Origin of the sequence: Rossellomorea sp. y25, from assembly GCF_038049935.1 — a bacterium.
In the GTDB taxonomy this organism is placed as follows: domain Bacteria; phylum Bacillota; class Bacilli; order Bacillales; family Bacillaceae_B; genus Rossellomorea.
On the sequence record NZ_CP145886.1, the window covers coordinates 12,501 to 37,500 of the forward strand.

The window sequence follows — 25,000 nt, forward strand, 5'->3', positions numbered from 1 at the left end:
TTCATTTTTATGGAATATGGGCCTATAGCTCAGCTGGTTAGAGCGCACGCCTGATAAGCGTGAGGTCGGTGGTTCGAGTCCACTTAGGCCCACCATATTCGACTCACTTGGGGCCTTAGCTCAGCTGGGAGAGCGCCTGCTTTGCACGCAGGAGGTCAGCGGTTCGATCCCGCTAGGCTCCACCAAGTTTTTTTACGAAGCGTAAGCGGAGTAAAATAAACATCCATACAATCTCTTTCGAGATCATGGTTTGTTCTTTGAAAACTAGATAAAGATAAATTGATAGTCAAGAAATTACCGAGTATCGCCATTTTAGGTTTTAAACCTGATGTAACAACCAATTCGGTTAAGTTATGAAGGGCGCACGGTGGATGCCTTGGCACTAGGAGCCGACGAAGGACGGGACTAACACCGATATGCTTTGGGGAGCTGTAAGTGAGCTTTGATCCAGAGATTTCCGAATGGGGGAACCCATTGTTCGTAATGGAACAATATCCTTACTTGAATACATAGAGTATGGAAGGCAGACCCAGGGAACTGAAACATCTAAGTACCTGGAGGAAGAGAAAGCAATTGCGATTCCCTGAGTAGCGGCGAGCGAAACGGGATGTAGCCCAAACCAAGAGGCTTGCCTCTTGGGGTTGTAGGACACTCTATACGGAGTTACAAAGGAATGAAGTAGACGAAGAAGTCTGGAAAGGCTCGTCAAAGAAGGTAACAACCCTGTAGTTGAAACTTCATTCTCTCTTGAGTGGATCCTGAGTACGGCGGGACACGTGAAATCCCGTCGGAAGCTGGGAGGACCATCTCCCAAGGCTAAATACTCCCTAGTGACCGATAGTGAACCAGTACCGTGAGGGAAAGGTGAAAAGCACCCCGGAAGGGGAGTGAAATAGAACCTGAAACCGTGTGCCTACAAGTAGTCAGAGCCCGTTAACGGGTGATGGCGTGCCTTTTGTAGAATGAACCGGCGAGTTACGATCCCATGCAAGGTTAAGTCGATGAGACGGAGCCGCAGCGAAAGCGAGTCTGAATAGGGCGAATGAGTATGTGGTCGTAGACCCGAAACCAGGTGATCTACCCATGTCCAGGATGAAGTTCAGGTAACACTGAATGGAGGTCCGAACCCACGCACGTTGAAAAGTGCGGGGATGAGGTGTGGGTAGCGGAGAAATTCCAATCGAACTTGGAGATAGCTGGTTCTCTCCGAAATAGCTTTAGGGCTAGCCTCATGTGTAAGAGTCTTGGAGGTAGAGCACTGTTTGGACTAGGGGCCCTCATCGGGTTACCGAATTCAGACAAACTCCGAATGCCAAAGACTTATCCATGGGAGTCAGACTGCGAGTGATAAGATCCGTAGTCGAAAGGGAAACAGCCCAGACCACCAGCTAAGGTCCCAAAGTATACGTTAAGTGGAAAAGGATGTGGAGTTGCTTAGACAACCAGGATGTTGGCTTAGAAGCAGCCACCATTTAAAGAGTGCGTAATAGCTCACTGGTCGAGTGACTCTGCGCCGAAAATGTACCGGGGCTAAACGTATCACCGAAGCTGTGGATTGACACCTTTAGGTGTCAGTGGTAGGAGAGCGTTCTAAGGACTGCGAAGCTAGACCGTAAGGACTGGTGGAGTGCTTAGAAGTGAGAATGCCGGTATGAGTAGCGAAAGATGGGTGAGAATCCCATCCACCGAATGCCTAAGGTTTCCTGAGGAAGGCTCGTCCGCTCAGGGTTAGTCGGGACCTAAGTCGAGGCCGATAGGCGTAGACGATGGACAACAGGTTGATATTCCTGTACCACCTCTTTTCCGTTTGAGCAATGGGGGGACGCAGGAGGATAGGGTAAGCGCACTGCTGGATATGTGCGTCTAAGCAGTTAGGCTGATGATGAGGCAAATCCCATCATCGTGAAGGCTGAGCTGTGATAGCGAGCGAATTATAGTAGCGAAGTTCCTGATTCCACACTGCCAAGAAAAGCCTCTAGCGAGGAAAAAGGTGCCCGTACCGCAAACCGACACAGGTAGGCGAGGAGAGAATCCTAAGGTGAGCGAGAGAACTCTCGTTAAGGAACTCGGCAAAATGACCCCGTAACTTCGGGAGAAGGGGTGCTCTGGTAGGGTGCAAGCCCGAGAGAGCCGCAGTGAATAGGCCCAGGCGACTGTTTAGCAAAAACACAGGTCTCTGCGAAGCCGTAAGGCGAAGTATAGGGGCTGACGCCTGCCCGGTGCTGGAAGGTTAAGAGGAGTGCTTAGCGCAAGCGAAGGTGCGAATCGAAGCCCCAGTAAACGGCGGCCGTAACTATAACGGTCCTAAGGTAGCGAAATTCCTTGTCGGGTAAGTTCCGACCCGCACGAAAGGCGTAACGATCTGGGCACTGTCTCAACGAGAGACTCGGTGAAATTATAGTACCTGTGAAGATGCAGGTTACCCGCGACAGGACGGAAAGACCCCGTGGAGCTTTACTGTAGCCTGATATTGAATTTTGGTACAGCTTGTACAGGATAGGTAGGAGCCTTGGAAGCCGGAGCGCCAGCTTCGGTGGAGGCATCGGTGGGATACTACCCTGGCTGTATTGAAATTCTAACCCGCGCCCCTTATCGGGGTGGGAGACAGTGTCAGGTGGGCAGTTTGACTGGGGCGGTCGCCTCCTAAAGAGTAACGGAGGCGCCCAAAGGTTCCCTCAGAATGGTTGGAAATCATTCGCAGAGTGTAAAGGCACAAGGGAGCTTGACTGCGAGACCTACAAGTCGAGCAGGGACGAAAGTCGGGCTTAGTGATCCGGTGGTTCCGCATGGAAGGGCCATCGCTCAACGGATAAAAGCTACCCCGGGGATAACAGGCTTATCTCCCCCAAGAGTCCACATCGACGGGGAGGTTTGGCACCTCGATGTCGGCTCATCGCATCCTGGGGCTGTAGTCGGTCCCAAGGGTTGGGCTGTTCGCCCATTAAAGCGGTACGCGAGCTGGGTTCAGAACGTCGTGAGACAGTTCGGTCCCTATCCGTCGTGGGCGCAGGAAATTTGAGAGGAGCTGTCCTTAGTACGAGAGGACCGGGATGGACGCACCGCTGGTGTACCAGTTGTCTTGCCAAAGGCATCGCTGGGTAGCTATGTGCGGAAGGGATAAGTGCTGAAAGCATCTAAGCATGAAGCCCCCCTCGAGATGAGATTTCCCATCACGTATGTGAGTAAGATCCCTAGAAGATGACTAGGTAGATAGGTCAGAGATGGAAGCATGGCGACATGTGGAGTTGACTGATACTAATCGATCGAGGACTTAACCACAAAGAGTCATTTTTTAAATGAACAACGATTGGTCGATACTTGGTTTTCTTGACATCAATTCTTTATCTAGTTTTGAAGGAACAATCCTTCAATTGAATAATTCGTCTGGTGACAATGGCGAAGAGGTCACACCCGTTCCCATGCCGAACACGGAAGTTAAGCTCTTCAGCGCCGATGGTAGTTGGGGGATCTCCCCCTGTGAGAGTAGGACGTCGCCAGGCAAATATGAAAAAGAGTAGCTCTTAGTGGTTACTCTTTTTTTGTTTTTTTGTCTGAAATGTTATTGGAAGGTGAATCAGGCATCTATCTTTCATACAGGTGGTATTAGGAATGAAGAAAGGGGTTAGTACACTACCCTGGTATAGTTTTTATGTTAGAAAATGGAAAAATATGCATAAAGGGATGAATTCGACGCAATAACATTCAAAAACGACGCATAAAATGAAAAATCGACGCAATTAACATACAGCTTCAAGCTTAACCCGCCTCTATATCTATGAAAATATTGATATCTACCACCCTAAAATAGTCTTCGTTAATATAAAGAAGAATTTTTAGATAGATAGGAACATTTATTAGTGCTTATTACATATAAAACTTCATTTTGAGAGACACGATATCCTCGAAATCTTTCCTGGTGGCCAGCAAATGCAATGTTACTCCAAATCATCCTTAATTATTTGTATATAAATCCTATTTTCCATCAACTATTCAATTTAATAATTCTATTAGATATCCTACGTCCGACAACCCAACACCAAACACCCAACACCTCACCTACCCACTGTATCTCAAACAACCACAAACCTCCATCATCACATGCTCAAAATTGCTATCCACCAACTCTCTAAAGTATTATTTAAATAAGAGTATATACGAGGAGAGAAGAACATGACGACAATTTATGATTTCACCGTAAAAAGAGCGAATGGATCTGTAACGTCTCTAGAAGAGTACCAGGGGAAAGTAATGCTTATCGTGAACACTGCCAGTAAGTGTGGCTTTACACCTCAATTTGAGGAGCTGCAGGGCCTGTATGAAGAGTATAAGGATGAAGGACTTGTTGTCCTTGGATTTCCATGTGATCAGTTCATGAACCAGGAGTTTAATGATCAGGATGAGATCATGGAGTTTTGTCAGGTGAATTACGGGGTATCTTTTCCGATGTTTGCGAAGGTCGATGTGAAGGGGAAGGAAGCTCATCCTCTATTCACGTTTTTAACGAAAGAGAAGAAGGGTGTCCTTCTTTCGAACATTAAGTGGAATTTCACTAAATTTTTAGTCGGGAAAAATGGTGAAGTTTATGATCGCTATTCTCCGCAAACCAATCCACGCAAAATCGAGGGGGACATTAAGAAGTTACTTCAAGAACAATAGAGAAAGAGGAGAGGCAGCCCGTCATCCTTCCTCTTTTTCCTACATTTTATCCATGAGTAATTTAAGTAAAAGGTATGGTGCTTTTTCTGTTGTGACATTGATGAATGTGTTGATAATAGGATAGTCTTCATTGGTTCGGTTTTTTAAAAGTTCCACCCACCATTCTGTTTCGTATCGGGCAATCATGCTTAGGTTGTATAGTATGGCATAATGGATGAGAACTTCAGGTATAGTAGTGGCTTCATTCCGAATCCCGGGAAGAGCTAGTTTGTTTTTGTTGAAATGCCATCTAAAGGGAAGATGCTCTTGGACATTTGGTGCTTGTAACGAATTGTCCGAGTTCCAGGTGAATTCCTCTGTCACCTTTTCATTCAGATACTGTTTAAGTAAGCTTTCTGACATATGAAAGTAAGATAGTAATGTCTCATCAATGATCAGCTCATGTTGTTGATTGAACCAGAACATGGTTTTCTTTTTGAGCAATACATGAAATGCTTCTTCAAGCTCGGGTATTTGTACGAGTAAATCTTCCATCTTGTATTTTTCCCCCACGATATGTTTCACGTGAAACACCAGGTTGGAAAAGTGTGAAAATAGACCATTTTTCTGCACCTTAACTTCATCTTGTAAAAAACGGTACTGCTGCTTTTTTCTTTTCCTGGATGTAATCCCATGGGCCAGGACCGTGGTTGTTTCTGGGTATAAGGGATCTTCTGTTAAAACAATCGCTTTTATAAAATGAATATATCCGTAGAAAAGCAAAATAGGTTTGAGTGATATAGGAGATTGCGTAGCTTGTCTGTAATAAAGTTCGCCTTGCTCCAAGTAGTACATGAATGGATAACAGTTATCATAGCTTTTCGTTTCAGCTTGAGAAGACCCCATTTGTTCATAGCATTTTCTTAGAAACTTCTGGGAGTATTCTGCTGACTGAAAATAGTGGATGAAGTCCCAGTGTTGACGTAATTCGTTCAAGTGATCACCTTCTAATTATTCTGAAAAATTAAATTAATCCTATTCATCTTGACAGTATTTTAACCAATTGATAACCTACTAATAATATTTTGGGACTAGGGAGGCCGAAAACATGTGGGATTCTAAATTTGCTAAAGAAGGTTTAACGTTTGATGATGTACTATTATTACCAGCCAAATCAGAGGTATTACCAAAGGATGTAAATATTTCTGTTGAGTTGACAGATTCAATAAAATTGAATGTTCCTGTGATTAGTGCAGGAATGGATACTGTAACAGAAGCTGAAATGGCGATAGCAATGGCTCGACAAGGTGGACTTGGTATTATCCACAAAAATATGAGTATTGAACAGCAGGCTGAACAGGTTGATAAAGTAAAACGTTCCGAAAGTGGAGTTATCTCAGATCCGTTCTTTTTAACTCCGGATCATCAAGTCTTTTCTGCAGAACACTTGATGGGCAAATATAGAATTTCCGGTGTTCCGATTGTGAACAACGAACAAGAGCAAAAGCTGGTAGGGATTTTAACGAATCGTGACCTTCGTTTCATCCAGGATTATTCCATTCAAATCTCGGATGTCATGACGAAGGAAAATCTCGTTACAGCTCCTGTTGGCACTACCCTAGAAGAAGCGGAAAAAATTCTTCAGCAGTACAAAATTGAGAAGCTTCCTCTGATTGATCAGGAAGGGACACTTAAGGGATTAATTACGATCAAAGATATTGAAAAAGTAATTGAATTCCCCAACTCTGCTAAAGATGATCAAGGACGATTATTAGTGGGAGCAGCTGTCGGTATTTCGAAAGATACGATGACTCGTGTTGAACACCTAGTGAAAGCACATGTGGATGTCATTGTAATTGATACAGCTCACGGCCATTCAGCAGGAGTTCTTTCTATTGTTCGTGAAATCCGCGATGCTTATCCAACGTTAAATATCGTAGCAGGAAATGTGGCAACGGCAGATGCGACAAGAGAATTGATTGAAGCTGGTGCTGATGTAGTCAAAGTGGGGATTGGACCTGGTTCAATCTGTACGACTCGCGTCGTTGCAGGTGTCGGCGTTCCACAAATTACCGCTGTATATGATTGTGCGACAGAAGCAAGAAAGCACGGAAAGAGCATCATTGCTGATGGCGGCATCAAGTATTCAGGTGATATCGTAAAAGCTCTGGCAGCAGGTGGACATGCCGTTATGTTAGGAAGCTTACTTGCAGGTACATCTGAGAGCCCAGGCGAAACGGAAATCTTCCAAGGACGTCGTTTCAAAGTATATAGAGGTATGGGATCAGTCAGCTCCATGGAAAAAGGATCGAAGGATCGCTATTTCCAGGAAGAAAATAAAAAGTTCGTTCCAGAAGGTATCGAAGGCCGCATCCCTTACAAAGGTCCTTTAGCAGATACATTGTATCAGCTAATCGGAGGCTTACGTTCAGGCATGGGATACTGCGGAACGAAGGACCTATACGAGTTAAGGGAGCAGGCACAGTTCATTAAAATGACGGGTGCCGGACTTCGAGAAAGTCATCCTCATGATGTTCAAATTACGAAAGAAGCACCGAATTATTCATTATAAGAAAATAATTCCAAATGCTGATCAGATACTCCTGATCAGCATTTTTTAATTTGTATAAAAATGATATTTACCGCCTTTTATCAGAGGTCGCAAGTCCCTTGACCCATGCCAAAACTAGTCATATTCTCTGTCTATTCTTACCTTTCGAACTATGATAAAATAACGAAGGTGTACATAAAATCTTGGAGGGCTAAAAGTGAAAAGAAGTTGGATTCAAAAATCTTTTGTTTGTATGATGGTTTTAATGATGGCAATGGGTATTGTAGGGAGACCTGCAAATGCTCAAGGAGACTTGGACGTTAACGCAAAAGCTGCGATTCTAGTAGAAGCCAGCACTGGCAAAATTCTTTATGAAAAGAACTCAGAAAATGCTCAAGGCATTGCAAGTATGACGAAAATGATGACAGAGTACTTGTTACTGGAAGCAATTGAAGAAGGTAAAGTGAAATGGGACCAGAAGTATACGGTACCTGCGAACCTTTCTCAAATGTCCCATAATACTGGTCTCAGTAATGTTAGTCTTGAAGTAGAAAGTACTTATACCATTAAAGAGTTGTATGAAGCAATGGCGATTTATTCAGCTAATGCAGCGACGATAGCGATTACTGAAACGATTGCCGGCTCAGAAGCGAACTTCGTTAAAATGATGAATGCAAAGGCTAAAGAACTTGGTCTGGAAGAATATAAATTTGTGAATTCTACGGGTTTAAACAATAAAGACTTGGCACCTTATGTAGAAAAGGTGGTAGGTGGTCCGGAAGAAGAAAATGTGATGTCTGCAAAGGATGTAGCAACACTCGCGTATCGCTTGCTGCATGATTATCCGGAGGTACTTGAGACATCCAGTATTGCGAAGAAGGTATTTGCGGAAGGAACGGATGACCCCACTCAAATGGATAACTGGAACTGGATGTTACCGGGGCTGATCCGCGAATACGAAGGAATGGACGGACTGAAAACAGGTACGACTGATTTTGCGGGTGCCAACTTCACAGGAACAGCAGAACGGGACGGAATGAGATTCATTACGGTTGTAATGGACGTTGAAGTTCCAGCTGGTGAAAACTCCTATGATGCCCGCTTTAGTGAAACAAGAAAAATGATGGACTATGCCTTTAACAATTATACAATAGAGGAAGTACTCCCTGCTGACTACCAAGTAAAAGGTCAAAAGACACTTCCGGTTGAAAAAGGGAAAGAAAAAGAAGTTCAAATCAAAACGGATTCTTCATTGAGCATGGTGATCAAGAACGGTGAAGAAGATCAATATAAACCGAAATTTGTAGTAGATAAGAAAAAGCTGAACGATGATAGTGAACTGACAGCTCCAGTTAAAAAAGGAGAAAAAGTTGGATATGTTACGTTAGAATCAAAAGATAAAAAAGATTTAGGCTACCTTACAGATAAAGGTACCAATGCTTCTAAAGCATCTGTTGTTGCTGTAGATGGGGTTGAAAAAGCAAACTGGTTTGTCCTTTCAATGAGAGCTGTAGGTGGTTTCTTCGGGGACATCTGGAACTCGGTTACATCAACGGTTAAAGGCTGGTTCTAATACCCCCTTAGGAAATGATTCATTCAGCACCAAGACTTTTACATTAGGACAAGTCTTGGTGTTTTTTTATAGGCAGGGTGATAAAGAGGCATTTTCCTAAGAGCACCTTTAGAAGTTCCCAAGAAATACATGCAAGTCCTGACCAAGCCGCTTCCGCTTTTCGTCTTGTCCAGCTCCAGGGCTTAGAGGCTCGAGGTCATAAGCCAAACATGCCAAAAAGGCAAAGAACGCCTTTCCGGCATGTTCGTCTTATGCTTGTCGCCTCTGGGCAAAGCCCTTCCGCTTTTCGAGATGTCCAGCTATAGCGGCTAGTCCCTCGAGGTCATAAGCTAAATCGACCAAAAAAGCAAAGAGCGCCTTTCCGGTCGATTCATCTTATGCTTGTCGGGCCTGACCAAGCCGCTTCCGCTTTTCGTCTTGACATAAGTCTTTTTTTATTGTTTATTTAGCAGTAGGGTTACATAATCATTCCGATTGTTTTAGTCGCGTTTTCTTCCTTTTTTGGATGGAAATGGGACAGGCATGGGATAAATATAAGGGGGATATAGATATGATGAAGACTGGTACAGATCGTGTTAAAAGAGGTATGGCTGAAATGCAAAAAGGCGGCGTTATTATGGACGTTGTGAATGCAGAGCAGGCAAAAGTTGCTGAAGCTGCGGGTGCAGTTGCAGTAATGGCTTTAGAACGAGTTCCAGCAGACATCCGTGCTGCAGGTGGGGTAGCAAGAATGGCAGACCCTCGTATTATTGAAGAAGTTATGGGCGCTGTGTCGATTCCAGTAATGGCGAAGGCTCGTATTGGTCATATTGTAGAGGCAAGAGTTCTTGAATCAATGGGTGTTGATTATCTTGACGAGAGTGAAGTATTGACGCCAGCTGATGAAGAGTATCATTTAAATAAAAGAGATTTCACTGTTCCATTCGTATGTGGGTGCCGTGATTTAGGTGAAGCTGCCCGCCGTATTGGTGAAGGTGCATCTATGCTGCGTACAAAGGGTGAGCCTGGAACAGGTAACATCGTTGAAGCGGTTCGTCATATGCGTAAGGTAAATGCTCAAGTACGCAAGCTTGTGAGCATGAATGAAGACGAGATCATGACAGAAGCGAAGTTACTGGGAGCTCCATACGAATTATTGTTAGAAATTAAAGAAAACGGCCGTTTACCTGTTGTAAACTTTGCTGCAGGCGGAATTGCAACACCAGCTGATGCGGCTCTTATGATGGAATTAGGAGCTGACGGAGTATTCGTGGGTTCTGGTATCTTCAAATCAGAAAACCCTGAGAAATTTGCAAGAGCTATTGTAGAAGCGACTACTCATTATCAAGATTACAAGTTAATCGCAGAGCTATCAAAAGAGCTTGGTGTAGCAATGAAGGGAGTAGAAATTTCTTCTATCTTACCTGAAAACCGTATGCAAGATCGTGGATGGTAAGGTGTGATTCTATGTTGAACATCGGTGTATTAGGACTTCAAGGTGCCGTCAGAGAGCATGTTCGTTCAATCGAAGCTTCTGGTGCCAAGGCAATCGTCATTAAGCGTGTAGAACAGCTGGAAGAGATTCAAGGTCTGATCATGCCAGGCGGGGAAAGTACGACCATGAGAAGGCTGATTGATCGATACGGCTTTATGGAGCCGTTGAGACAATTTGCTGCAAATGGCAAACCGATCTTCGGGACGTGTGCGGGACTGATTCTCTTAGCGAAGCATATTGTCGGGTATGAGGAACCTCATTTAGGTGTGATGGACGTAACGGTCGAGCGTAATTCCTTCGGTCGTCAGAAAGAAAGCTTTGAAGCGGATCTTTCGATTGCTCATGTTGGAGAAGGGTTCAATGCCGTTTTCATCCGTGCCCCTCATATCGTGGAAGCGGGAGAAGATGTTGAAATCCTCGCAAAGCATAATGGTCGAATTGTCCTTGCTAGACACGGACAATTCCTCGGTTGTTCTTTCCATCCAGAGTTAACGGATGATCACCGTTTAACTTCCTTCTTTGTTGAGATGGTGAAAGAAAGCATGGAAAAAACAATCGCATAATTTTATTGCAAAATGGAAAACATTGTAGTAGATTATGAAATAACCAATAAAAAATTAAATCGTTGATAGGAAATAGTAGTAAAGAAGGCTTGCTTTAGAGAGTCGGTGGCTGGTGAGAATCGACGCAAGAGCTTTATGAATCCATCCTTGAGTGAAGTACTGAATGAAGTAGGTATTTTCGGTGATTCCGTTACCATCTCTTAAGAGGAAGATGCTCTGCGTCTTCAATTAGGGTGGCAACGCGGAAACCTCCGTCCCTTTTACCAGGGATGGGGGTTTTTTATTTTTTTATAAAAAAGGAGAGAATCTCATGTTAGACATTAAGTATTTACGTAACAATCTGGAAGATGTAAAAGCCCGTCTACAACATCGCGGTGAGAACCTGGAGGATTTCGGTAAATTCGAAGAGCTTGATAAAAGAAGAAGAGAGCTGCTTGTGGAAAGTGAAGAATTAAAAAGCAAACGTAATGACGTATCACAGCAAATTGCCCAGCTAAAGAAAGAGAAAAAGGATGCTCAGGACCTGATTGTTGAAATGCGTGAAGTCGGGGCCATGGTGAAAAAACTGGATGATGAATTACGAGGAATTGAAGAGGAGTTAGAGCGCATCCTGCTTTCCATCCCTAACATTCCACATGAAACTGTACCAGTTGGTGAAACTGAGGATGATAATATAGAGGCCCGCAAATGGGGAGAGATCCGTGAGTTCGATTTTGAGGCACAGCCTCACTGGGACATTGCAACAGGCCTCGGGATCCTGGATTTCGAACGAGCCGGGAAGGTGACCGGAAGCCGCTTTGTTTTTTATAAAGGGTTAGGAGCAAGACTAGAAAGAGCCTTGATTAACTTCATGATGGATCTGCACATGGATGAGCATGGATATACAGAAATGATCCCTCCATTCCTGGTGAATCGAGCGAGTATGACAGGAACAGGTCAACTTCCTAAATTTGAAGAAGATGCGTTTAGAATAGAAAGCGAGGATTATTTCCTGGTTCCTACAGCAGAAGTACCTGTAACCAATTATCACCGCGATGAGATCATGAAGGGTGAGGAGTTACCTGTAAGCTATGTAGCGTACAGTGCAAACTTCCGTTCTGAAGCGGGTTCTGCAGGCCGTGATACACGTGGTTTGATCCGTCAGCATCAGTTCAACAAAGTAGAGCTTGTTCGCTTTGTGAAGCCTGAAGATTCTTATGATGAGCTTGAGAAGTTGACAGGTCATGCTGAAAAAGTCCTTCAGCTACTAGGTCTGCCATATCGAGTGCTATCTATGTGTACAGCGGACTTAGGTTTCACGGCTGCCAAGAAGTATGACATTGAAGTATGGATTCCAAGCTACGGAACTTACCGTGAGATTTCTTCTTGCAGTAACTTTGAAAGCTTCCAGGCAAGACGAGCGAACATTCGTTTCAGAAGAGAAGCTAAAGGGAAACCTGAACATGTTCATACATTGAATGGATCTGGCTTGGCAATCGGACGTACGGTTGCCGCTATCTTAGAAAACTATCAACAAGAAGATGGGTCAGTCGTGGTTCCAGAAGTACTTCGTCCATATATGGGTGGAGCAGAAGTCATTAAAGGATAAGACAAAACTGAAGATGGAAGACAAACAAAAGGTGCCTCACGAATTATTGTGAAGCACCTTTTGAATTTTTTTCGGAAATATGCTTGACTCTATTTGTACACCATGGTATTATAGTTCTTGTCGATACGGAGGAATACCCAAGTCCGGCTGAAGGGATCGGTCTTGAAAACCGACAGGGGTGTAACAGCCCGCGGGGGTTCGAATCCCCCTTCCTCCTCCATTGATTTTTTTATAACCATAGCGCATAAACATTGGAGATAGAATTCGTTACATATTATATGTAACGAATTTTTTTTATTTATACATATGACCGTTTACTTAAGGTTTTCGATGTCCTCTCTTAGGTGAGGATCGGAAGTATGGCCAAGTACACCTATTTCTGTAATATGTTTCCGTGCTTCTACGTCACCCAGCTTAAAGATCATTGAATAAATGTTTTTCATCGATTGATCATATTGATCGTCCTCTGGTGAATTGTGATATTGGCGGAAAGGAACCTGAGCCCGTCTCATGGTCGACATGTCATCATCATAGTTATCGTTAAAGAGCATTTTAAGCTCGTTCACTTCGGTTGGGGTAGCGAATATGCGAAAGCTTGGACTGGCATTTTGATTCGGATCCTGCAGGATATCCCCGCTGCTTATATCTACAAAATAAGTTCGTTTCGATTCCATGATTAATCCAACTCCTTATAAATCTGTTTGTTTGTACATATACCTCTTTTTGGTTGGAAATAAACGGATGGATGTTTTCCGGCCACCATAAAAAAAGACTACTCCTGCCGCAAAGCACAGAGTAGTCTTTTTTTCTATATTCTGATCCAGTTTCGGCGCCTAGTCCCTCGAGGTCATAAGACAAGCCATCCAAAAAGCCGCCTTTCCGGAAGGCTCGTCTTATGCTTGTCGGGCCAGGCCAAGGCGCCTCCGCTTATCGTTTAGCTCTTCAGCATTCTCGTCTGTTCAATGAAATACCCGATTCGTTCAACGATTGGTTCGATTGAGTTTTGATCGTTCACCAGGTCGTATTCGCTGATGTCCAGTCTGAGTACTGGACAGGCGTTAAATGAGTTGATCCAGTTTTCGTAACGCTCATGCATTTCTTCCCAGTAGGCAACAGGTGTTTGTTGTTCCATTGGGCGGCCGCGCTCACGGATGCGATCAACGACATTATCAATGGATCCTTCAAGGTAGATCAGAAGATCAGGGTGAGGGAAGTATGGTGTCATGACCATGGCATCGAAAAGGCTTGTATAGGTTTCATAATCGATTTCGCTCATATTCCCTTTTTCATAATGCATGCGGGCAAAGATGCCTGTATCTTCATAGATGGAACGGTCTTGAATAAAGCCTCCACCGTATTCAAAGATTTTCTTTTGTTCTTTGAAGCGTTCTGCTAAGAAGTAAACTTGAAGGTGGAAGCTCCAGCTTTTAAAGTCCTGATAAAATTTATCGAGGTACGGATTGGTATCAACTTTTTCAAATGACGTTCGGAAACCCAAGGCATTGGCCAAGCCGTTTGTCATAGTGGATTTACCGACGCCGACTGTACCCGCAATGGTAATCACGGCATTGTTCGGGATCCCGTATTTAGTGCGAAGATTCATGATAGTGAACTCCTTTTTTTAGTGTAGTCTCTAATTGAGTGAGAATGTGTTCCAGGTCCTCTTTATTTTGAACGAAGTCTATGTGGTCGCCATTGTAGCGAAGAACAGGGATATCAGGGTGAGTTTCTTCGAATGTATTCATGTATTCTTCATAATCTAACGATAGCTGCTTTAGATAAAGAGGGCTGATTTTCTTTTCAAAGTCTCTTCCTCTTTTTTCAATGCGCTTTAAAAGGGTATCAAGACTTGCGTTCAAGTAGATCACAACATTGGGCCTCGGCATATCCGACGTTAGGATCTCATAAATATTGTGATATTTTTTGAACTGCTGTTCATCCTTCAATGTACGCTTAGCAAAGATGATGTTTTTAAGAATATGATAATCTGCTACAACAGATTTGTTTTGAGATAGGTAGTGTTTTTCAATATCCTCTAGCTGTTTGTAACGATTGCATAAGAAAAACATCTCTGTTTGAAAGCTCCACTCTTCGATGTCATCATAGAATTTATCTAAGAACGGGTTTTCATCCACAATTTCTTTTAGTAAGTGGAAATGAAAGTGCTCAGAAATTGCTTTTGCAAGAGAGGTTTTTCCTATTCCAATCGGACCTTCAACGGTAATGAAAGGAATGCGCCCCATTAATTTTCCTCCTCATATTACGGCAATCTTTTCTTGTGTGAAAAAATAAAAATAAAAAATTACGACAGGAATTATTGTAACACAATAGATGGATGGTTTGTTTAGGTTATTTCCAAGGATTTTGAAATTATGCTACGTTCACTATATCGACTTTAAGTGGCCAACTATTAAGGAAAAGACAAACAAAAAGCTGATGGACAGGTGTTTATAGATTCACCTGTCCGTCAGCTTTTATTATTTATTATCTTTTTACAACATTGAAATTGTCGGATATTAACAACCAGTTCTGAGGGAAGGAGAGCCCGAGCTTCCAATAGCTCATTCCCCTTAATTTTAACTCTTTCATGAGATCAAATTTCGCTTGGATGCTCCGGGCATCTTCAAACCATACTTCATGATCTTTTCCGGTGCTTGCATCCCGGTATTTAAAGAAAGGGGCCTGTGCTTTTTGATCATACTGAATCGGGACGTTATTGTCGGCGGCAATCTTGATTGCCTGTTGTGGACTGATGGCTTTCGCTGTACTTCCTTGTACAAAAGGGAGGGTCCAGTCATATCCATATAAATTTTGCCCCATGAGAATCTTGGATGGAGGCATTTCTGAAATGGCGTATTCAAGCACTTCCCGAACAGGTCCGATAGGGGAAACGGCCATGGCTGGACCACCGCTATACCCCCACTCATAGGTCATGATCACGACGAAGTCGACGATTTCACCGTGAGCTTTATAATCATGTGCTTCATACCACTTTCCTTTTTGATCGGCACTGGTCTTGGGAGCCAGGGCGGTTGAAAGCAGCCATCCTTCTTGATTGAACCGCTGCTTTGCTTTTCGTAAAAATTGGTTGTAGGCTTCTTTGTCCTGTGGACGTAAATATTCGAAGTCGAAGTGAATGTCCCTGAAGCCATATTTCTTGGCGGTTTGGACAACATTATCGAGGAATTTATTCTGGATTGCCTGGTCGGTTAGCAGGATTCGCCCAAGTTCATCACTGAACGTTCCTTCTTCTTGATTGGTGATGGCCATCATTAACACATTATTATTATCTTTCCCTGTTTGAAGCAAATTTCCAAGGGGTGGTTCCTGCAGTGTTCCATCCCGTTTGGCTTGGAAGCTGAATGGAGCCAGGTAGGTGAGATAAGGAGCTGCTTCTTTCGCGCTTTCTTCCAGGTTTGGGGCCACTTCTTTTCCGTAGGGTTCAACATACCCATTAAATTCAGCCCTTACTTTAGGCTTCTGTGGAATATATAATCGAAACCCTACCTGCAAAGGTTGATTGGGAGAAATTCCGTTCACTCTTGCCAGCTCCTGATAGGGGACACCTGTCTTCTGGCTGATCGCCCAAAGACTATCCCCTGGTTGCACAAAATAAAAACTTCCTATAATAGGGATAACCAATGATTGGCCAATCACTAAGTTATCAGGGTTTGGCAGTTCATTGGCGTCTACTATATCCTTAACTGTTGATCCATACGCTTGAGCGATACCAAATAATGATTGGTTTGATTGGACAACATGAATTTGCATAAACAGACCCTCCTATATTTCATTCACTATATTCAACTTATGAAATGAAAGAGGTGGATATGTTTTTTGAGTGAATTTTATAAGATCTCACCGGTCGGTTCTATCCTTGCTTTTAATACGTTTTTCATCATCGTTAACGCATAGTGATTATCTTCATCACTGACTGACGCAATGGCATCAGAGGGCACAATGAGGTTAAACTCTCTCATATAAGCATCGTTTGCTGTAAAGAGTACACAGATGTTTCCTGCAATACCCGTGATGATAAGATTTTTTACAGACAGGTGATGCAATAGTGTATTTAAAGCAGTACCATAAAAAGCGGAATGTTTAGGTTTAATGAGAAAAAAATCTTTATCCGTCGGCTGGAGCGGCGTCATGATGCTATCGCTGACTTCATTATGGCATTTCTTATAGATCTCTTTGTAATCTGCTTTCCAAAGCTCATAATGGTCGTTAATATAAATGGTAGGATGCTGATGTTTGGTACAATAGTGACGTAATGAGTTAATCGGTTCAACAATATTGCTGGTATGGCTCGCCAGTGTGTGACCGTGTTCGAAGTCGAATGGATTCATAATGTCTATAACAAGAAGAGCGGTATCTTTAGGTATCATGTTGAAAGCCCCTTTCTCTTATAGTTTGGAGTGAATGGGGATATTTTATAAAGAATAGATAAATAAATTTGCGGGAGTATATAATGGGTATAAGAGAAGAACGATTTATGATGGAAGCACTAAAAGAAGCGGAAAAAGCGGCAGCGATTCAGGAAGTCCCGATCGGAGCGGTCATTGTAATGGGTAATGAAATCATCGCCCGTGCTCACAATCTGAGAGAAACGAGTCAAAATGCCATCACCCATGCCGAGACATTAGCTATTCAAGAGGCATGTGAGAAGTTTGGCACTTGGAGGCTTGAGGGCGCAGAGCTTTATGTCACACTTGAACCGTGTCCTATGTGCAGTGGAGCCATCATCCTTTCCAGAATTGAGAAAGTCATTTACGGGGCAAAAGACCCAAAGGCAGGCTGTGCGGGAACGTTAATGAATCTACTTGTGGATGATCGATTTAATCATCAGTGTGAAGTAGTACCAGGAGTGCTGTCGGAAGAATGTGGTGGAATCCTTTCCCGTTTTTTTAAGGACCTGCGAGAGCGGAAGAAGCAGGAGAAGAAAAATAGGACTTCTGGATTGTAAATAACTTACAGCATTCCATCATTGCTTTTTACCGTAAATCCTAGTATACTTAATCTTGCGTCGCACTAATGACGCAACTAAATATGGTATCAATTTTGCCGTGCTAGGTGGGGAGGTAGCGGTGCCCTGTACTCGCAATCCGCTCTAGCGAGACCGAATTCCTTTCCGAGGCTCGCACTCTGTAGGGCTGCCTCAAGTAAGTGGTGTTGACGCCTGGGTCCTGCGCAATGGGAATCCATGAACCATGTCAGGTCCGGAAGGAAGCAGCATTAAGTGGAAGCTCCCATGTGCCGCAGGGTTGCCTGGGCCGAGCTAACTGCTTGAGTAACGCCTATGGATGCTTGTCGACGAAAGGTGCACGGCAGTTTAATAAATAAACAACAACTCATCCTTTATCGGGTGAGTTTTTTGTATGTAAAAGGGTTTTATAGACAAAAGAGGTCATCCTGAATTGATCTCCGGTTTTCTTTGTAAAAGGGATTTAAATTACGTTATAATAGACACTATAGTACATAAAACAAGAGGGGGGAGTATTTTGGCATATCAAGCTTTATATCGTGTGTGGCGTCCTCAGTCATTTATTGATGTAGTTGGACAGCAGCATGTAACGAAAACGTTGCAAAATGCCCTCCTTCATCAGAAGATTTCTCATGCCTATTTATTCTCCGGACCAAGGGGAACAGGGAAAACGAGTGCAGCGAAGATTCTGGCGAAAGCAGTTAACTGTGAGCGTTCTCCTGTAGCCGAACCCTGTAATGAATGTGATGCCTGTAAAGGAATTACCGACGGTTCGATCCCGGATGTCATTGAAATCGATGCTGCTTCCAATAACGGGGTGGAAGAGATCCGGGACATACGGGATAAAGTCAAATATTCTCCAAACGTAGTCGAGTATAAAGTCTACATCATAGATGAAGTTCATATGCTGTCTATCGGAGCATTTAATGCGCTGCTGAAAACCTTAGAGGAACCGCCTAAGCACGTCATCTTTATCCTGGCGACTACAGAGCCGCATAAGATTCCCCTTACGATCATTTCACGCTGTCAGCGTTTTGACTTCAAACGAATTACAGCCAGGGATATTGTGGGACGAATGAGTCATATTGCCACAGAATCAGGTGTGAATTATGAAGAAAATGCCCTAACGATTATCGCAAGGGCAGCTGAGGGTGGAATGCGTGATGCCCTAAGTCTTCTCGACCAAGCTATCTCCTTTAGTCAGGATCAGGTAACGGTAGACGATGCCTTGACTGTAACAGGGGCTGTTTCTCAAGGCTATTTAAACACCCTTGCGAAAGCGATTTTGGAAAGAGATGTCACAAGTGGATTAAGTGCGCTGGAAGAACTGTTGTTCCAAGGTAAGGACCCGGCAAGGTTCGCAGAGGACTTTATCCTTTATTTTCGGGATATGCTGCTATACCAGACGGCTCCTAATCTTGAAGAATCACTGGAACGTGTCATGCTCGATGATGATTTTAAAGAATTAGCCGGACAAACCCAGGCTCAGCAGATTTATCAATATATCGATGTCTTGAATCAGGCCGGTCAGGAAATGAAGTTCACCAATCATGCCCGTATCTACCTCGAGGTTTCCATTGTTAAGCTTTGTCAAATGGAAGCACCGGCAGCGGCTTCCTCACCTGAAGTGAACGATATGATGAAAAAGATCAAACTTCTTGAAAAAGAGGTTGAACAGCTGAAGGCGAATGGAGTCAAGGTTCAAGCAGAGCCGGCTTCACAACCGGCGAAAAAACCGATCAGGGCAAAGAAAGGCTTCCGGGCTCCTACGGGAAAAATTCAGGAAGTACTCCGGACGGCGACGAAAGAAGATCTCAATCTGATCAAGAGCCGCTGGGGAGATATGGTCGAAACATTGAACCAGCGTCAAATGCGCTCACAATCAGCACTGTTAAATGATGCTGAACCTGTAGCAGCTACAAACGGCTCATTTGTGTTAAAATTTAAATACGATATTCATTGTCAGATGGCAATGGAGAATCAAGCTTTCACTTCAGCGATTGCTTCCATACTGGAAGAGCTTACAGGAAACAGCTATGCAGCGATTGGGATTCCTGAAGATCAGTGGATGTCCATAAGAGAAGACTTTATCCGAAACTCTAAATCAGAAGATGGAGAATCATCTGGTGAGGATCAAGGTGAAGACTCACTCTTGAAGGAAGCTGAAAAGCTTGTCGGTATGGATTTAATAGAATTAAACGATTAATCTAGAAAAAATTAACTGGAGGTAATAATATGATGCGTGGAAATGGTAATATGCAAAATATGATGAAGCAAATGCAAAAGATGCAAAAGAAAATGGCGGAAGCACAAGAAGAATTAGGGGAAAAGCAAATTGAAGGAACAGCTGGCGGCGGAATGGTGACTGTTATCGTTTCCGGTCACAAACAAGTAATCGATGTAAAGATCAACGAAGAAGCTGTTGATCCGGATGATGTAGAAATGCTACAAGATTTAGTCCTTGCAGCGACAAACGATGCACTGAAGAAAGCAGACGAATTAACGAACTCAACTATGGGTCAATTCACTAAAGGAATGAACCTACCGGGAATGTTCTAGGAGGCAATACGATGCATTATCCTGAGCCTATATCGAAGCTGATCGACAGCTTTATGAAATTGCCGGGAATCGGGCCGAAAACTGCGGCCCGACTGGCTTTTTTTGTTCTTAGTATGAAAGAAGATACTGTCCTTGATTTTGCCAAGGCATTGGTCAATGCAAAGCGTAATCTAAGTTACTGTTCCGTTTGCGGTCACATCACCGACCAAGATCCATGTTATATATGTGAGGACCAAAGAAGAGATCGCAGCATCATCTGTGTGGTTCAAGATCCCAAAGATGTCATTGCAATGGAGAAGATGAAAGAATATAACGGACAATATCATGTGCTCCACGGAGCCATCTCCCCAATGGATGGGATTGGACCCGAGGACATCAATGTTCCGGATCTGATAAAGCGTCTTCACGGTGACGAGGTCCAGGAGGTCATCCTCGCTACCAACCCGAACATAGAAGGGGAAGCGACAGCAATGTACATCTCACGTCTCGTCAAACCATCAGGTATCCGAATCACGAGGATTGCCCATGGTCTTCCTGTCGGTGGAGATCTTGAGTACGCAGATGAAGTAACGTTATCGAAAGCTCTTGAAGGAAGAAGAGACGTTTAACGAAGGAGAGGATACCTATGTTTTTCCGAAAAAAAGGAAAGCTGAAAAAAGAGTATGACCAATCCTTACTACACGTTTTAGACGAAACCAAGGATCATTGGAATCAGCAACGTTCCATCGATGAGATGAGTGTGGATTATAATCTGAACATCCACTGTCATTCGAAAATAGCAGAAGCTAAATATTTTTTTCTCTTTAGAGAAGCAAAACATAGAAAGATCGTCATAAAAAGGTAGACAACCCTCATATCCTTTCAATAAGAGACTATTTATGTTCTATGTTGAGAGGAGAGAAGGGTATGAGCCCAGTTATCGTCATTGCGGTGATCAGCGGACTGATTGTACTTCTATTGGCCACCGGCACACCCATCAAGCCACTTCGGTTTGTCGGACAAGTTGCCATGAAGGTCATGATCGGAGCACTCTTTTTATTTTTCCTGAACGCCTTTGGCAGTCAGTACGGAATCCACGTTCCTATTAATTTAGCAACCTCATCTATTTCAGGGATTTTAGGTATTCCCGGAGTAGTGGGACTAACCGTCATTCAGATGTGGATCCTATAAGGATCAATAGAATAGTAAGAAGAAAGGCAGTCGAAGTATCAGGTGGGATTTTTTCTTACCTCTGATCTTGGCTGCTTTTTTACATAGAAAAGACAGAGGAGGCGGGAGAACTATGAAAATCGTCATTGCACCGGATTCCTTTAAAGGTTCCATGACAAGTAAAGCAGCGGCCGAAGCGATTCGGAGAGGGATTCACCGTATTAATCCTACACACCAAACAGTCATGATCCCGATGGCAGATGGTGGTGAAGGAACGGTTGATGCCATGATGACCATCATGAATGGGGAAACACGATCGGTTCAAGCGAGAGATCCCCTGGGACGTAAAATCTCAGCAGCTTTTGGGTGGGTATCTGAAACAAAGACAGCCGTAATTGAAACGGCAGCAGCATCCGGGCTTACTTTGTTAACAGAAAGTGAGTTGAACCCGGGCGTGGCCTCTACATTCGGGACCGGTGAGCTTGTGAAATCCGTTTTAGACCTTGGAGCAGAGCACGTTATTCTTGGGTTAGGAGGGAGTGCAACCGTAGATGGAGGGGCAGGGTTCCTGCAAGCGTTAGGAATCCGTTTTTTCAATAAGAAAGGACAAGAACTCGAAGCTGGAGGAAGCATGCTGGGGAAAATTGACTCGATTGACTCCACTAAACTCGACCAAAGGCTTCAGGCCGTTAAGTGGACAGTCGCTTCAGACGTAACGAACCCTCTGTTAGGGAATGAAGGGGCTGTGACCGTGTTCGGACCGCAGAAGGGTGTCAAACATGAGAAACTTGCAGACTTTGAAAGAGGCATGGAACACTTTGCTGAAAAGGTAGTTGAACATACGGGACTGGATTGCCGCCTCGATCAAGGAAGTGGAGCTGCCGGTGGGCTTGGTTACTCCCTTCACTCCTTTTTTCAACCAGTTTTTAAGAGCGGATTAAGTATTATTGCAGAAGAGAGCTGCCTGGAGTATCACTTGAAAGATGCGGCACTCGTTTTGACTGGGGAAGGGAAGATCGATGCACAGTCCCTCTATGGAAAGGTACCCGTAGGCATCGGGAGATTAGCTTTAAAGTATGAAGTTCCGGTAGCTGTGTTTGCAGGGAAAATAGAAGGGGATTTAGAGCAAATTTATGCTGAAGGTATACAGTTACTGCTTCCGATCGTTAGTCAGCCTATGTCTTTAAGAGTTGCAATGACAAGCGGAAGCATTTTGTTGGAAGAATCGGCTTCAAGGTTGATGAGGACATATGAATTATTTGCCGAGATGAGAAACAAACCAGTTTAATTTTGTATATTAATAGTGCCCGTCCTTCCTTCCGGGGTGGAGGGGGACGGGCACTTGCTGTTTTTACACTATTCACTTAAAAACGTTTTTGGCATCACAACAGCTACTACTTCACCACGAGCACACAATTTCCCCTCCGCAAATACTTCTGTTTCCACCCTGAATTTCTTAGGATGAACTTCATGAACCGTACCAACTGCTTTTAATGGGACATGATGAGGTGTCGGTTTCATAAAATCCACTTGTAAGGAAGCGGTGACAAAACGTGGAGGCTCTTGACCATCACCGATTTCTCCACCGTTCTTTCTATGAAGAATAATCGCAGCTGAACCAGTGCCATGGCAATCGATTAAGGAAGCAACCAACCCGCCATATACGAAGCCCGGTAAAGCAGTGTGTTCCGGTTTAGGCGTGTAGATCGTGACCGTGTGACCATCTTCCATTCCAGTACGAAAATGATGCCCTTCCTTATTGAGTCGGCCGCAGCCATAACACCACGCAAAATCATCTGGGTAATCATCCTGGATGGCACGAATGACTTCGTTCATTGTATATTCTCCCTTCAACACAAACTCTTTCTCTAGTACTCTTCTATAAACGTGCTGAAATCCCTTTATTGGATTGATATATATGATCTCTATGTTTTTAACATAAGTTCTGCAAGGCTCTGTCAATTAGTGAGTGCTGGATGGTGAGGGGAACTGCTCCGCTTGCAGCTAGCGTTCGGCCGAGCCTCCTCAGCTTAGCCGAACGGGGTCTCGGCACGCCCGTACTTCCACAGGAGTCTGCGCAGTTCCCCTCACCATCTTTAATAGGATCTTTGTGCAGAGCTTCAAGGTGTACCAGAAAACAAAATAACTAGAAAAAATAATTCTGCTTCATTAAGACAATCAATCTCTACTTACCTTAAAAGAGATTGTTTGCTAAAAAGCTTGTTTTAATTGTTTTCGATTAAGGATTCATGCTCAGAAAGTTGATTCTCGCTGCAGGATGATCGACTCCTGCGGGAATAGCTGGACAGGTGAGACCCCGGAGGCGCAGCCGAGGAGGCTCACCGCCAGCCCCGCGGAAAGCGAGCATCCTGTAGCGGAAATCAACTATTACTTTCTTATCTCCAATAGCAACAAACTTTACAAAAAGAGCCTTTTACAATTATAAAGGTAAAAACACTTTTCATTATTAATAGTGATTGGTATAATATGGTTAACCTCACTCCTCCCTTCCTGTTTTATTTTCCATTTCAACAATAAATCCAGAAAGCTGGTGGTCTTAATAGTGAAAAGTAGACTAATTCAAGACAGTCCTCAAATCAGAGTATGGTTACAGGAATTCAATCATCCCGACGAGCATCTCGAAATGCTGGAAAAATTCAAGATTGGCAGAGAATTCAATCTGAGGTCGCGCGGATTAGTAGAGTATTATGGAAATGACTTCATCGATTATAAACGTGAACAGATGGCCAATAAAAAGCGTAATCAGTTCCTCACTGACTTTGCCTACTATATGACGGATCATTTAGAAGATGATTGGCCCCGTTCCTGGAAAGAGTGTCTTCCTTCCTTTTGGGAAGAATTGATATTTGCCTATCTCCCACACCACATGAAAGTCGTCCCCAAGAAAAACCACACACAAGATTTCCTCTTACAACTGAAAAAGTTCGTCCGGTGGCTTGATAAAAGACACAATACAACCTTTCTCGACATTGTCGCTCCTTACATTACTGAGGCGTTACCAATCTTAAAGAATTATGAAACGCTTTTCTCTGAGCTCTTCTTGAAAAATCATCCGGGTTTTCACAATCCTGAATGGGACTTTACGAAAGATTTGGAACGCCTTGATGAATTAATGGAAGAATATGAAGAAACAGTTTACGGAGTATTCAGAGTGAAGCAGATGGTTGATGATGGGATTCAGCTTCTGGATCTGCATTCACATTACACGTATTTCACGAATGGCATACCTAGGAATAAAGTAGATTCGGAGATGATCTTAACGGCATGCTTAGGGAAAAGAGGTCATGAACTCGTATGGAATCTGGTTTTTGCAGATGGAATCTATCCTAAGAGAGCGTTTAAGTATATACAATTAGCCGATTAAAATTTGAGTCGACAGCATCTGTTCATTAGTAGAGGGCAGGTGCTGTTTGTATCTCAAATTATTTAAGTTAGACTAGTTTATCTTATAAACTGGAACACTCCCTGAAATAAATATGTAAAAGGTGAAAAATAGTATTGACTCTCAATAGTAGAAGATGCTATTATATTCCTTGTCGTCAAAACGACGCGAAAAACAAATTTCAAAAAAAGCTTGACGCTTTATGACGAAAAATGTTATATTTAAGAGGTGCTCAAGAGAGCCCAACGTTATATTGAACCTTGAAAACTGAACAAAACAAGACAATACGTCAACGTTAATTCTAGATTTATTTGTAAAGAGCTATTCAAACTTTTATCGGAGAGTTTGATCCTGGCTCAGGACGAACGCTGGCGGCGTGCCTAATACATGCAAGTCGAGCGGATTGATGGGAGCTTGCTCCCATCAATCAGCGGCGGACGGGTGAGTAACACGTGGGTAACCTGCCTGTAAGACTGGGATAACTCCGGGAAACCGGGGCTAATACCGGATAACTCATTTCC

General features: G+C 43.5%; 21 protein-coding genes, 3 tRNA genes, 3 rRNA genes, 1 other RNA gene and 1 other annotated feature (1 of these 29 running past the window's edge). Of the genes, 21 read left to right on the plus strand and 7 right to left on the minus strand.

Features of this window, described 5'->3' with window-relative positions:
* Positions 1-18 precede the first annotated feature (18 nt).
* The 5 genes from AAEM60_RS00050 to AAEM60_RS00070 all read left to right on the plus strand — a co-directional run bounded on the left by AAEM60_RS00050 (position 19) and on the right by AAEM60_RS00070 (position 4,656).
* A tRNA-Ile gene (locus AAEM60_RS00050) sits at positions 19-95 on the plus strand.
* A gap of 14 nt (positions 96-109) precedes the next feature.
* Positions 110-185, plus strand: a tRNA-Ala gene (locus AAEM60_RS00055).
* A 159-nt stretch (positions 186-344) separates the two neighbouring features.
* Positions 345-3,279: ribosomal RNA gene (locus AAEM60_RS00060) — 23S ribosomal RNA — on the plus strand.
* Positions 3,280-3,383: 104 nt separating this feature from the next.
* A 5S ribosomal RNA gene (gene rrf, locus AAEM60_RS00065) occupies positions 3,384-3,500 on the plus strand.
* 670 nt (positions 3,501-4,170) lie between these two features.
* Positions 4,171-4,656 (plus strand): glutathione peroxidase, encoded by a 486-nt coding sequence (locus AAEM60_RS00070; RefSeq protein WP_299747029.1) that lies wholly within the window; start codon positions 4,171-4,173, stop codon positions 4,654-4,656.
* A 39-nt stretch (positions 4,657-4,695) separates the two neighbouring features.
* On the opposite strand, the gene AAEM60_RS00075 is transcribed toward AAEM60_RS00070, so the two are convergent.
* Positions 4,696-5,631, minus strand: a complete 936-nt coding sequence (locus AAEM60_RS00075) for a YaaC family protein (protein ID WP_299747027.1) — start codon at positions 5,629-5,631, stop codon at positions 4,696-4,698.
* Positions 5,632-5,743: 112 nt separating this feature from the next.
* Here AAEM60_RS00075 and guaB point away from each other — a divergent pair, with 112 nt between their 5' ends.
* The 6 genes from guaB (at position 5,744) to AAEM60_RS00105 (ending at position 12,604) form a co-directional block, all read left to right on the plus strand.
* Positions 5,744-7,207: an IMP dehydrogenase gene (gene guaB / locus AAEM60_RS00080; protein WP_299747024.1), complete on the plus strand. Its 1,464-nt coding sequence runs from the start codon at positions 5,744-5,746 to the stop codon at positions 7,205-7,207.
* A 196-nt stretch (positions 7,208-7,403) separates the two neighbouring features.
* Positions 7,404-8,759, plus strand: a complete 1,356-nt coding sequence (locus AAEM60_RS00085; RefSeq protein ID WP_341357220.1) for a D-alanyl-D-alanine carboxypeptidase family protein — start codon at positions 7,404-7,406, stop codon at positions 8,757-8,759.
* Positions 8,760-9,309: 550 nt separating this feature from the next.
* Complete coding sequence (gene pdxS / locus AAEM60_RS00090; protein WP_299747018.1) at positions 9,310-10,194, plus strand: pyridoxal 5'-phosphate synthase lyase subunit PdxS; 885 nt, start codon at positions 9,310-9,312, stop codon at positions 10,192-10,194.
* An 11-nt stretch (positions 10,195-10,205) separates the two neighbouring features.
* On the plus strand, positions 10,206-10,796 hold the full coding sequence (gene pdxT / locus AAEM60_RS00095) for a pyridoxal 5'-phosphate synthase glutaminase subunit PdxT (RefSeq protein ID WP_299747016.1): 591 nt from the start codon (positions 10,206-10,208) through the stop codon (positions 10,794-10,796).
* A 53-nt stretch (positions 10,797-10,849) separates the two neighbouring features.
* Positions 10,850-11,058: a binding site (T-box leader), on the plus strand.
* Positions 11,059-11,106: 48 nt separating this feature from the next.
* Positions 11,107-12,384 carry a serine--tRNA ligase gene (serS, locus tag AAEM60_RS00100; RefSeq protein ID WP_299747013.1) on the plus strand — a complete coding sequence of 426 codons (1,278 nt, stop codon included), beginning with the start codon at positions 11,107-11,109 and terminating at the stop codon, positions 12,382-12,384.
* A gap of 127 nt (positions 12,385-12,511) precedes the next feature.
* Positions 12,512-12,604: transfer RNA gene (locus AAEM60_RS00105), tRNA-Ser, on the plus strand.
* 94 nt (positions 12,605-12,698) lie between these two features.
* Here AAEM60_RS00105 and AAEM60_RS00110 read toward each other — a convergent pair.
* The 5 genes from AAEM60_RS00110 to AAEM60_RS00130 form a co-directional block, all read right to left on the minus strand.
* Complete coding sequence (locus AAEM60_RS00110) at positions 12,699-13,058, minus strand: hydrolase (protein WP_299747010.1); 360 nt, start codon at positions 13,056-13,058, stop codon at positions 12,699-12,701.
* Positions 13,059-13,318: 260 nt separating this feature from the next.
* Complete coding sequence (locus AAEM60_RS00115) at positions 13,319-13,987, minus strand: deoxynucleoside kinase (RefSeq protein WP_044340684.1); 669 nt, start codon at positions 13,985-13,987, stop codon at positions 13,319-13,321.
* Positions 13,971-14,627 (minus strand): deoxynucleoside kinase, encoded by a 657-nt coding sequence (locus AAEM60_RS00120; RefSeq protein ID WP_299747006.1) that lies wholly within the window; start codon positions 14,625-14,627, stop codon positions 13,971-13,973. The genes AAEM60_RS00115 and AAEM60_RS00120 overlap by 17 nt, the downstream gene beginning before the upstream one ends.
* 241 nt (positions 14,628-14,868) lie before the next feature.
* Positions 14,869-16,155: a glycoside hydrolase family 18 protein gene (locus tag AAEM60_RS00125; protein ID WP_299747003.1), complete on the minus strand. Its 1,287-nt coding sequence runs from the start codon at positions 16,153-16,155 to the stop codon at positions 14,869-14,871.
* Positions 16,156-16,232: 77 nt separating this feature from the next.
* On the minus strand, positions 16,233-16,772 hold the full coding sequence (locus AAEM60_RS00130; RefSeq protein WP_299747001.1) for an isochorismatase family cysteine hydrolase: 540 nt from the start codon (positions 16,770-16,772) through the stop codon (positions 16,233-16,235).
* Between the two features lie 83 nt (positions 16,773-16,855).
* Between AAEM60_RS00130 and tadA the strand changes: the two genes are divergently transcribed.
* From tadA to AAEM60_RS00170, 8 genes are all read left to right on the plus strand, one after another.
* Positions 16,856-17,350, plus strand: a complete 495-nt coding sequence (gene tadA, locus AAEM60_RS00135; RefSeq protein WP_341357221.1) for a tRNA adenosine(34) deaminase TadA — start codon at positions 16,856-16,858, stop codon at positions 17,348-17,350.
* Between the two features lie 98 nt (positions 17,351-17,448).
* Positions 17,449-17,712, plus strand: an RNA gene (gene ffs, locus AAEM60_RS00140) — signal recognition particle sRNA large type.
* Between the two features lie 173 nt (positions 17,713-17,885).
* Entirely contained in the window at positions 17,886-19,574 is a 1,689-nt protein-coding gene (gene dnaX, locus AAEM60_RS00145) for a DNA polymerase III subunit gamma/tau (protein WP_299746994.1), read from the plus strand.
* A 29-nt stretch (positions 19,575-19,603) separates the two neighbouring features.
* Positions 19,604-19,927, plus strand: a complete 324-nt coding sequence (locus AAEM60_RS00150) for a YbaB/EbfC family nucleoid-associated protein (protein ID WP_172655813.1) — start codon at positions 19,604-19,606, stop codon at positions 19,925-19,927.
* Between the two features lie 11 nt (positions 19,928-19,938).
* Complete coding sequence (gene recR / locus AAEM60_RS00155; protein ID WP_044340678.1) at positions 19,939-20,535, plus strand: recombination mediator RecR; 597 nt, start codon at positions 19,939-19,941, stop codon at positions 20,533-20,535.
* Between the two features lie 17 nt (positions 20,536-20,552).
* On the plus strand, positions 20,553-20,771 hold the full coding sequence (locus AAEM60_RS00160; protein ID WP_044340677.1) for a YaaL family protein: 219 nt from the start codon (positions 20,553-20,555) through the stop codon (positions 20,769-20,771).
* 62 nt (positions 20,772-20,833) lie between these two features.
* On the plus strand, positions 20,834-21,097 hold the full coding sequence (locus AAEM60_RS00165; protein ID WP_044340676.1) for a pro-sigmaK processing inhibitor BofA family protein: 264 nt from the start codon (positions 20,834-20,836) through the stop codon (positions 21,095-21,097).
* Between the two features lie 112 nt (positions 21,098-21,209).
* Entirely contained in the window at positions 21,210-22,364 is a 1,155-nt protein-coding gene (locus AAEM60_RS00170; protein ID WP_299746983.1) for a glycerate kinase, read from the plus strand.
* Positions 22,365-22,432: 68 nt separating this feature from the next.
* Here AAEM60_RS00170 and AAEM60_RS00175 read toward each other — a convergent pair whose 3' ends face one another.
* Positions 22,433-22,912, minus strand: coding sequence for a PaaI family thioesterase (locus tag AAEM60_RS00175; protein ID WP_299746980.1), 480 nt, complete (start codon positions 22,910-22,912; stop codon positions 22,433-22,435).
* A gap of 727 nt (positions 22,913-23,639) precedes the next feature.
* Between AAEM60_RS00175 and AAEM60_RS00180 the strand changes: the two genes are divergently transcribed.
* Positions 23,640-24,461 (plus strand): hypothetical protein, encoded by an 822-nt coding sequence (locus tag AAEM60_RS00180; protein ID WP_341357222.1) that lies wholly within the window; start codon positions 23,640-23,642, stop codon positions 24,459-24,461.
* A 351-nt stretch (positions 24,462-24,812) separates the two neighbouring features.
* Positions 24,813-25,000, plus strand: a 16S ribosomal RNA gene (locus AAEM60_RS00185); it runs 1,364 nt beyond the window's last position.

Excerpts from the sequence above, each read along its gene's own strand:
- AAEM60_RS00125 (WP_299747003.1), bottom strand. The coding sequence starts at position 16,155 with ATGCAAATTCATGTTGTCCAATCAAACCAATCATTATTTGGTATCGCT.
- AAEM60_RS00165 (WP_044340676.1), top strand. The coding sequence starts at position 20,834 with ATGAGCCCAGTTATCGTCATTGCGGTGATCAGCGGACTGATTGTACTT.
- serS (WP_299747013.1), top strand. The coding sequence starts at position 11,107 with ATGTTAGACATTAAGTATTTACGTAACAATCTGGAAGATGTAAAAGCC.
- AAEM60_RS00115 (WP_044340684.1), bottom strand. The coding sequence starts at position 13,987 with ATGAATCTTCGCACTAAATACGGGATCCCGAACAATGCCGTGATTACC.
- AAEM60_RS00160 (WP_044340677.1), top strand. The coding sequence starts at position 20,553 with ATGTTTTTCCGAAAAAAAGGAAAGCTGAAAAAAGAGTATGACCAATCC.
- tadA (WP_341357221.1), top strand. The coding sequence starts at position 16,856 with ATGGGTATAAGAGAAGAACGATTTATGATGGAAGCACTAAAAGAAGCG.
- AAEM60_RS00170 (WP_299746983.1), top strand. The coding sequence starts at position 21,210 with ATGAAAATCGTCATTGCACCGGATTCCTTTAAAGGTTCCATGACAAGT.
- AAEM60_RS00175 (WP_299746980.1), bottom strand. The coding sequence starts at position 22,912 with ATGAACGAAGTCATTCGTGCCATCCAGGATGATTACCCAGATGATTTT.
- pdxS (WP_299747018.1), top strand. The coding sequence starts at position 9,310 with ATGATGAAGACTGGTACAGATCGTGTTAAAAGAGGTATGGCTGAAATG.
- AAEM60_RS00120 (WP_299747006.1), bottom strand. The coding sequence starts at position 14,627 with ATGGGGCGCATTCCTTTCATTACCGTTGAAGGTCCGATTGGAATAGGA.
- AAEM60_RS00150 (WP_172655813.1), top strand. The coding sequence starts at position 19,604 with ATGATGCGTGGAAATGGTAATATGCAAAATATGATGAAGCAAATGCAA.
- recR (WP_044340678.1), top strand. The coding sequence starts at position 19,939 with ATGCATTATCCTGAGCCTATATCGAAGCTGATCGACAGCTTTATGAAA.
- guaB (WP_299747024.1), top strand. The coding sequence starts at position 5,744 with ATGTGGGATTCTAAATTTGCTAAAGAAGGTTTAACGTTTGATGATGTA.
- pdxT (WP_299747016.1), top strand. The coding sequence starts at position 10,206 with ATGTTGAACATCGGTGTATTAGGACTTCAAGGTGCCGTCAGAGAGCAT.
- AAEM60_RS00070 (WP_299747029.1), top strand. The coding sequence starts at position 4,171 with ATGACGACAATTTATGATTTCACCGTAAAAAGAGCGAATGGATCTGTA.
- AAEM60_RS00110 (WP_299747010.1), bottom strand. The coding sequence starts at position 13,058 with ATGGAATCGAAACGAACTTATTTTGTAGATATAAGCAGCGGGGATATC.
- AAEM60_RS00130 (WP_299747001.1), bottom strand. The coding sequence starts at position 16,772 with ATGATACCTAAAGATACCGCTCTTCTTGTTATAGACATTATGAATCCA.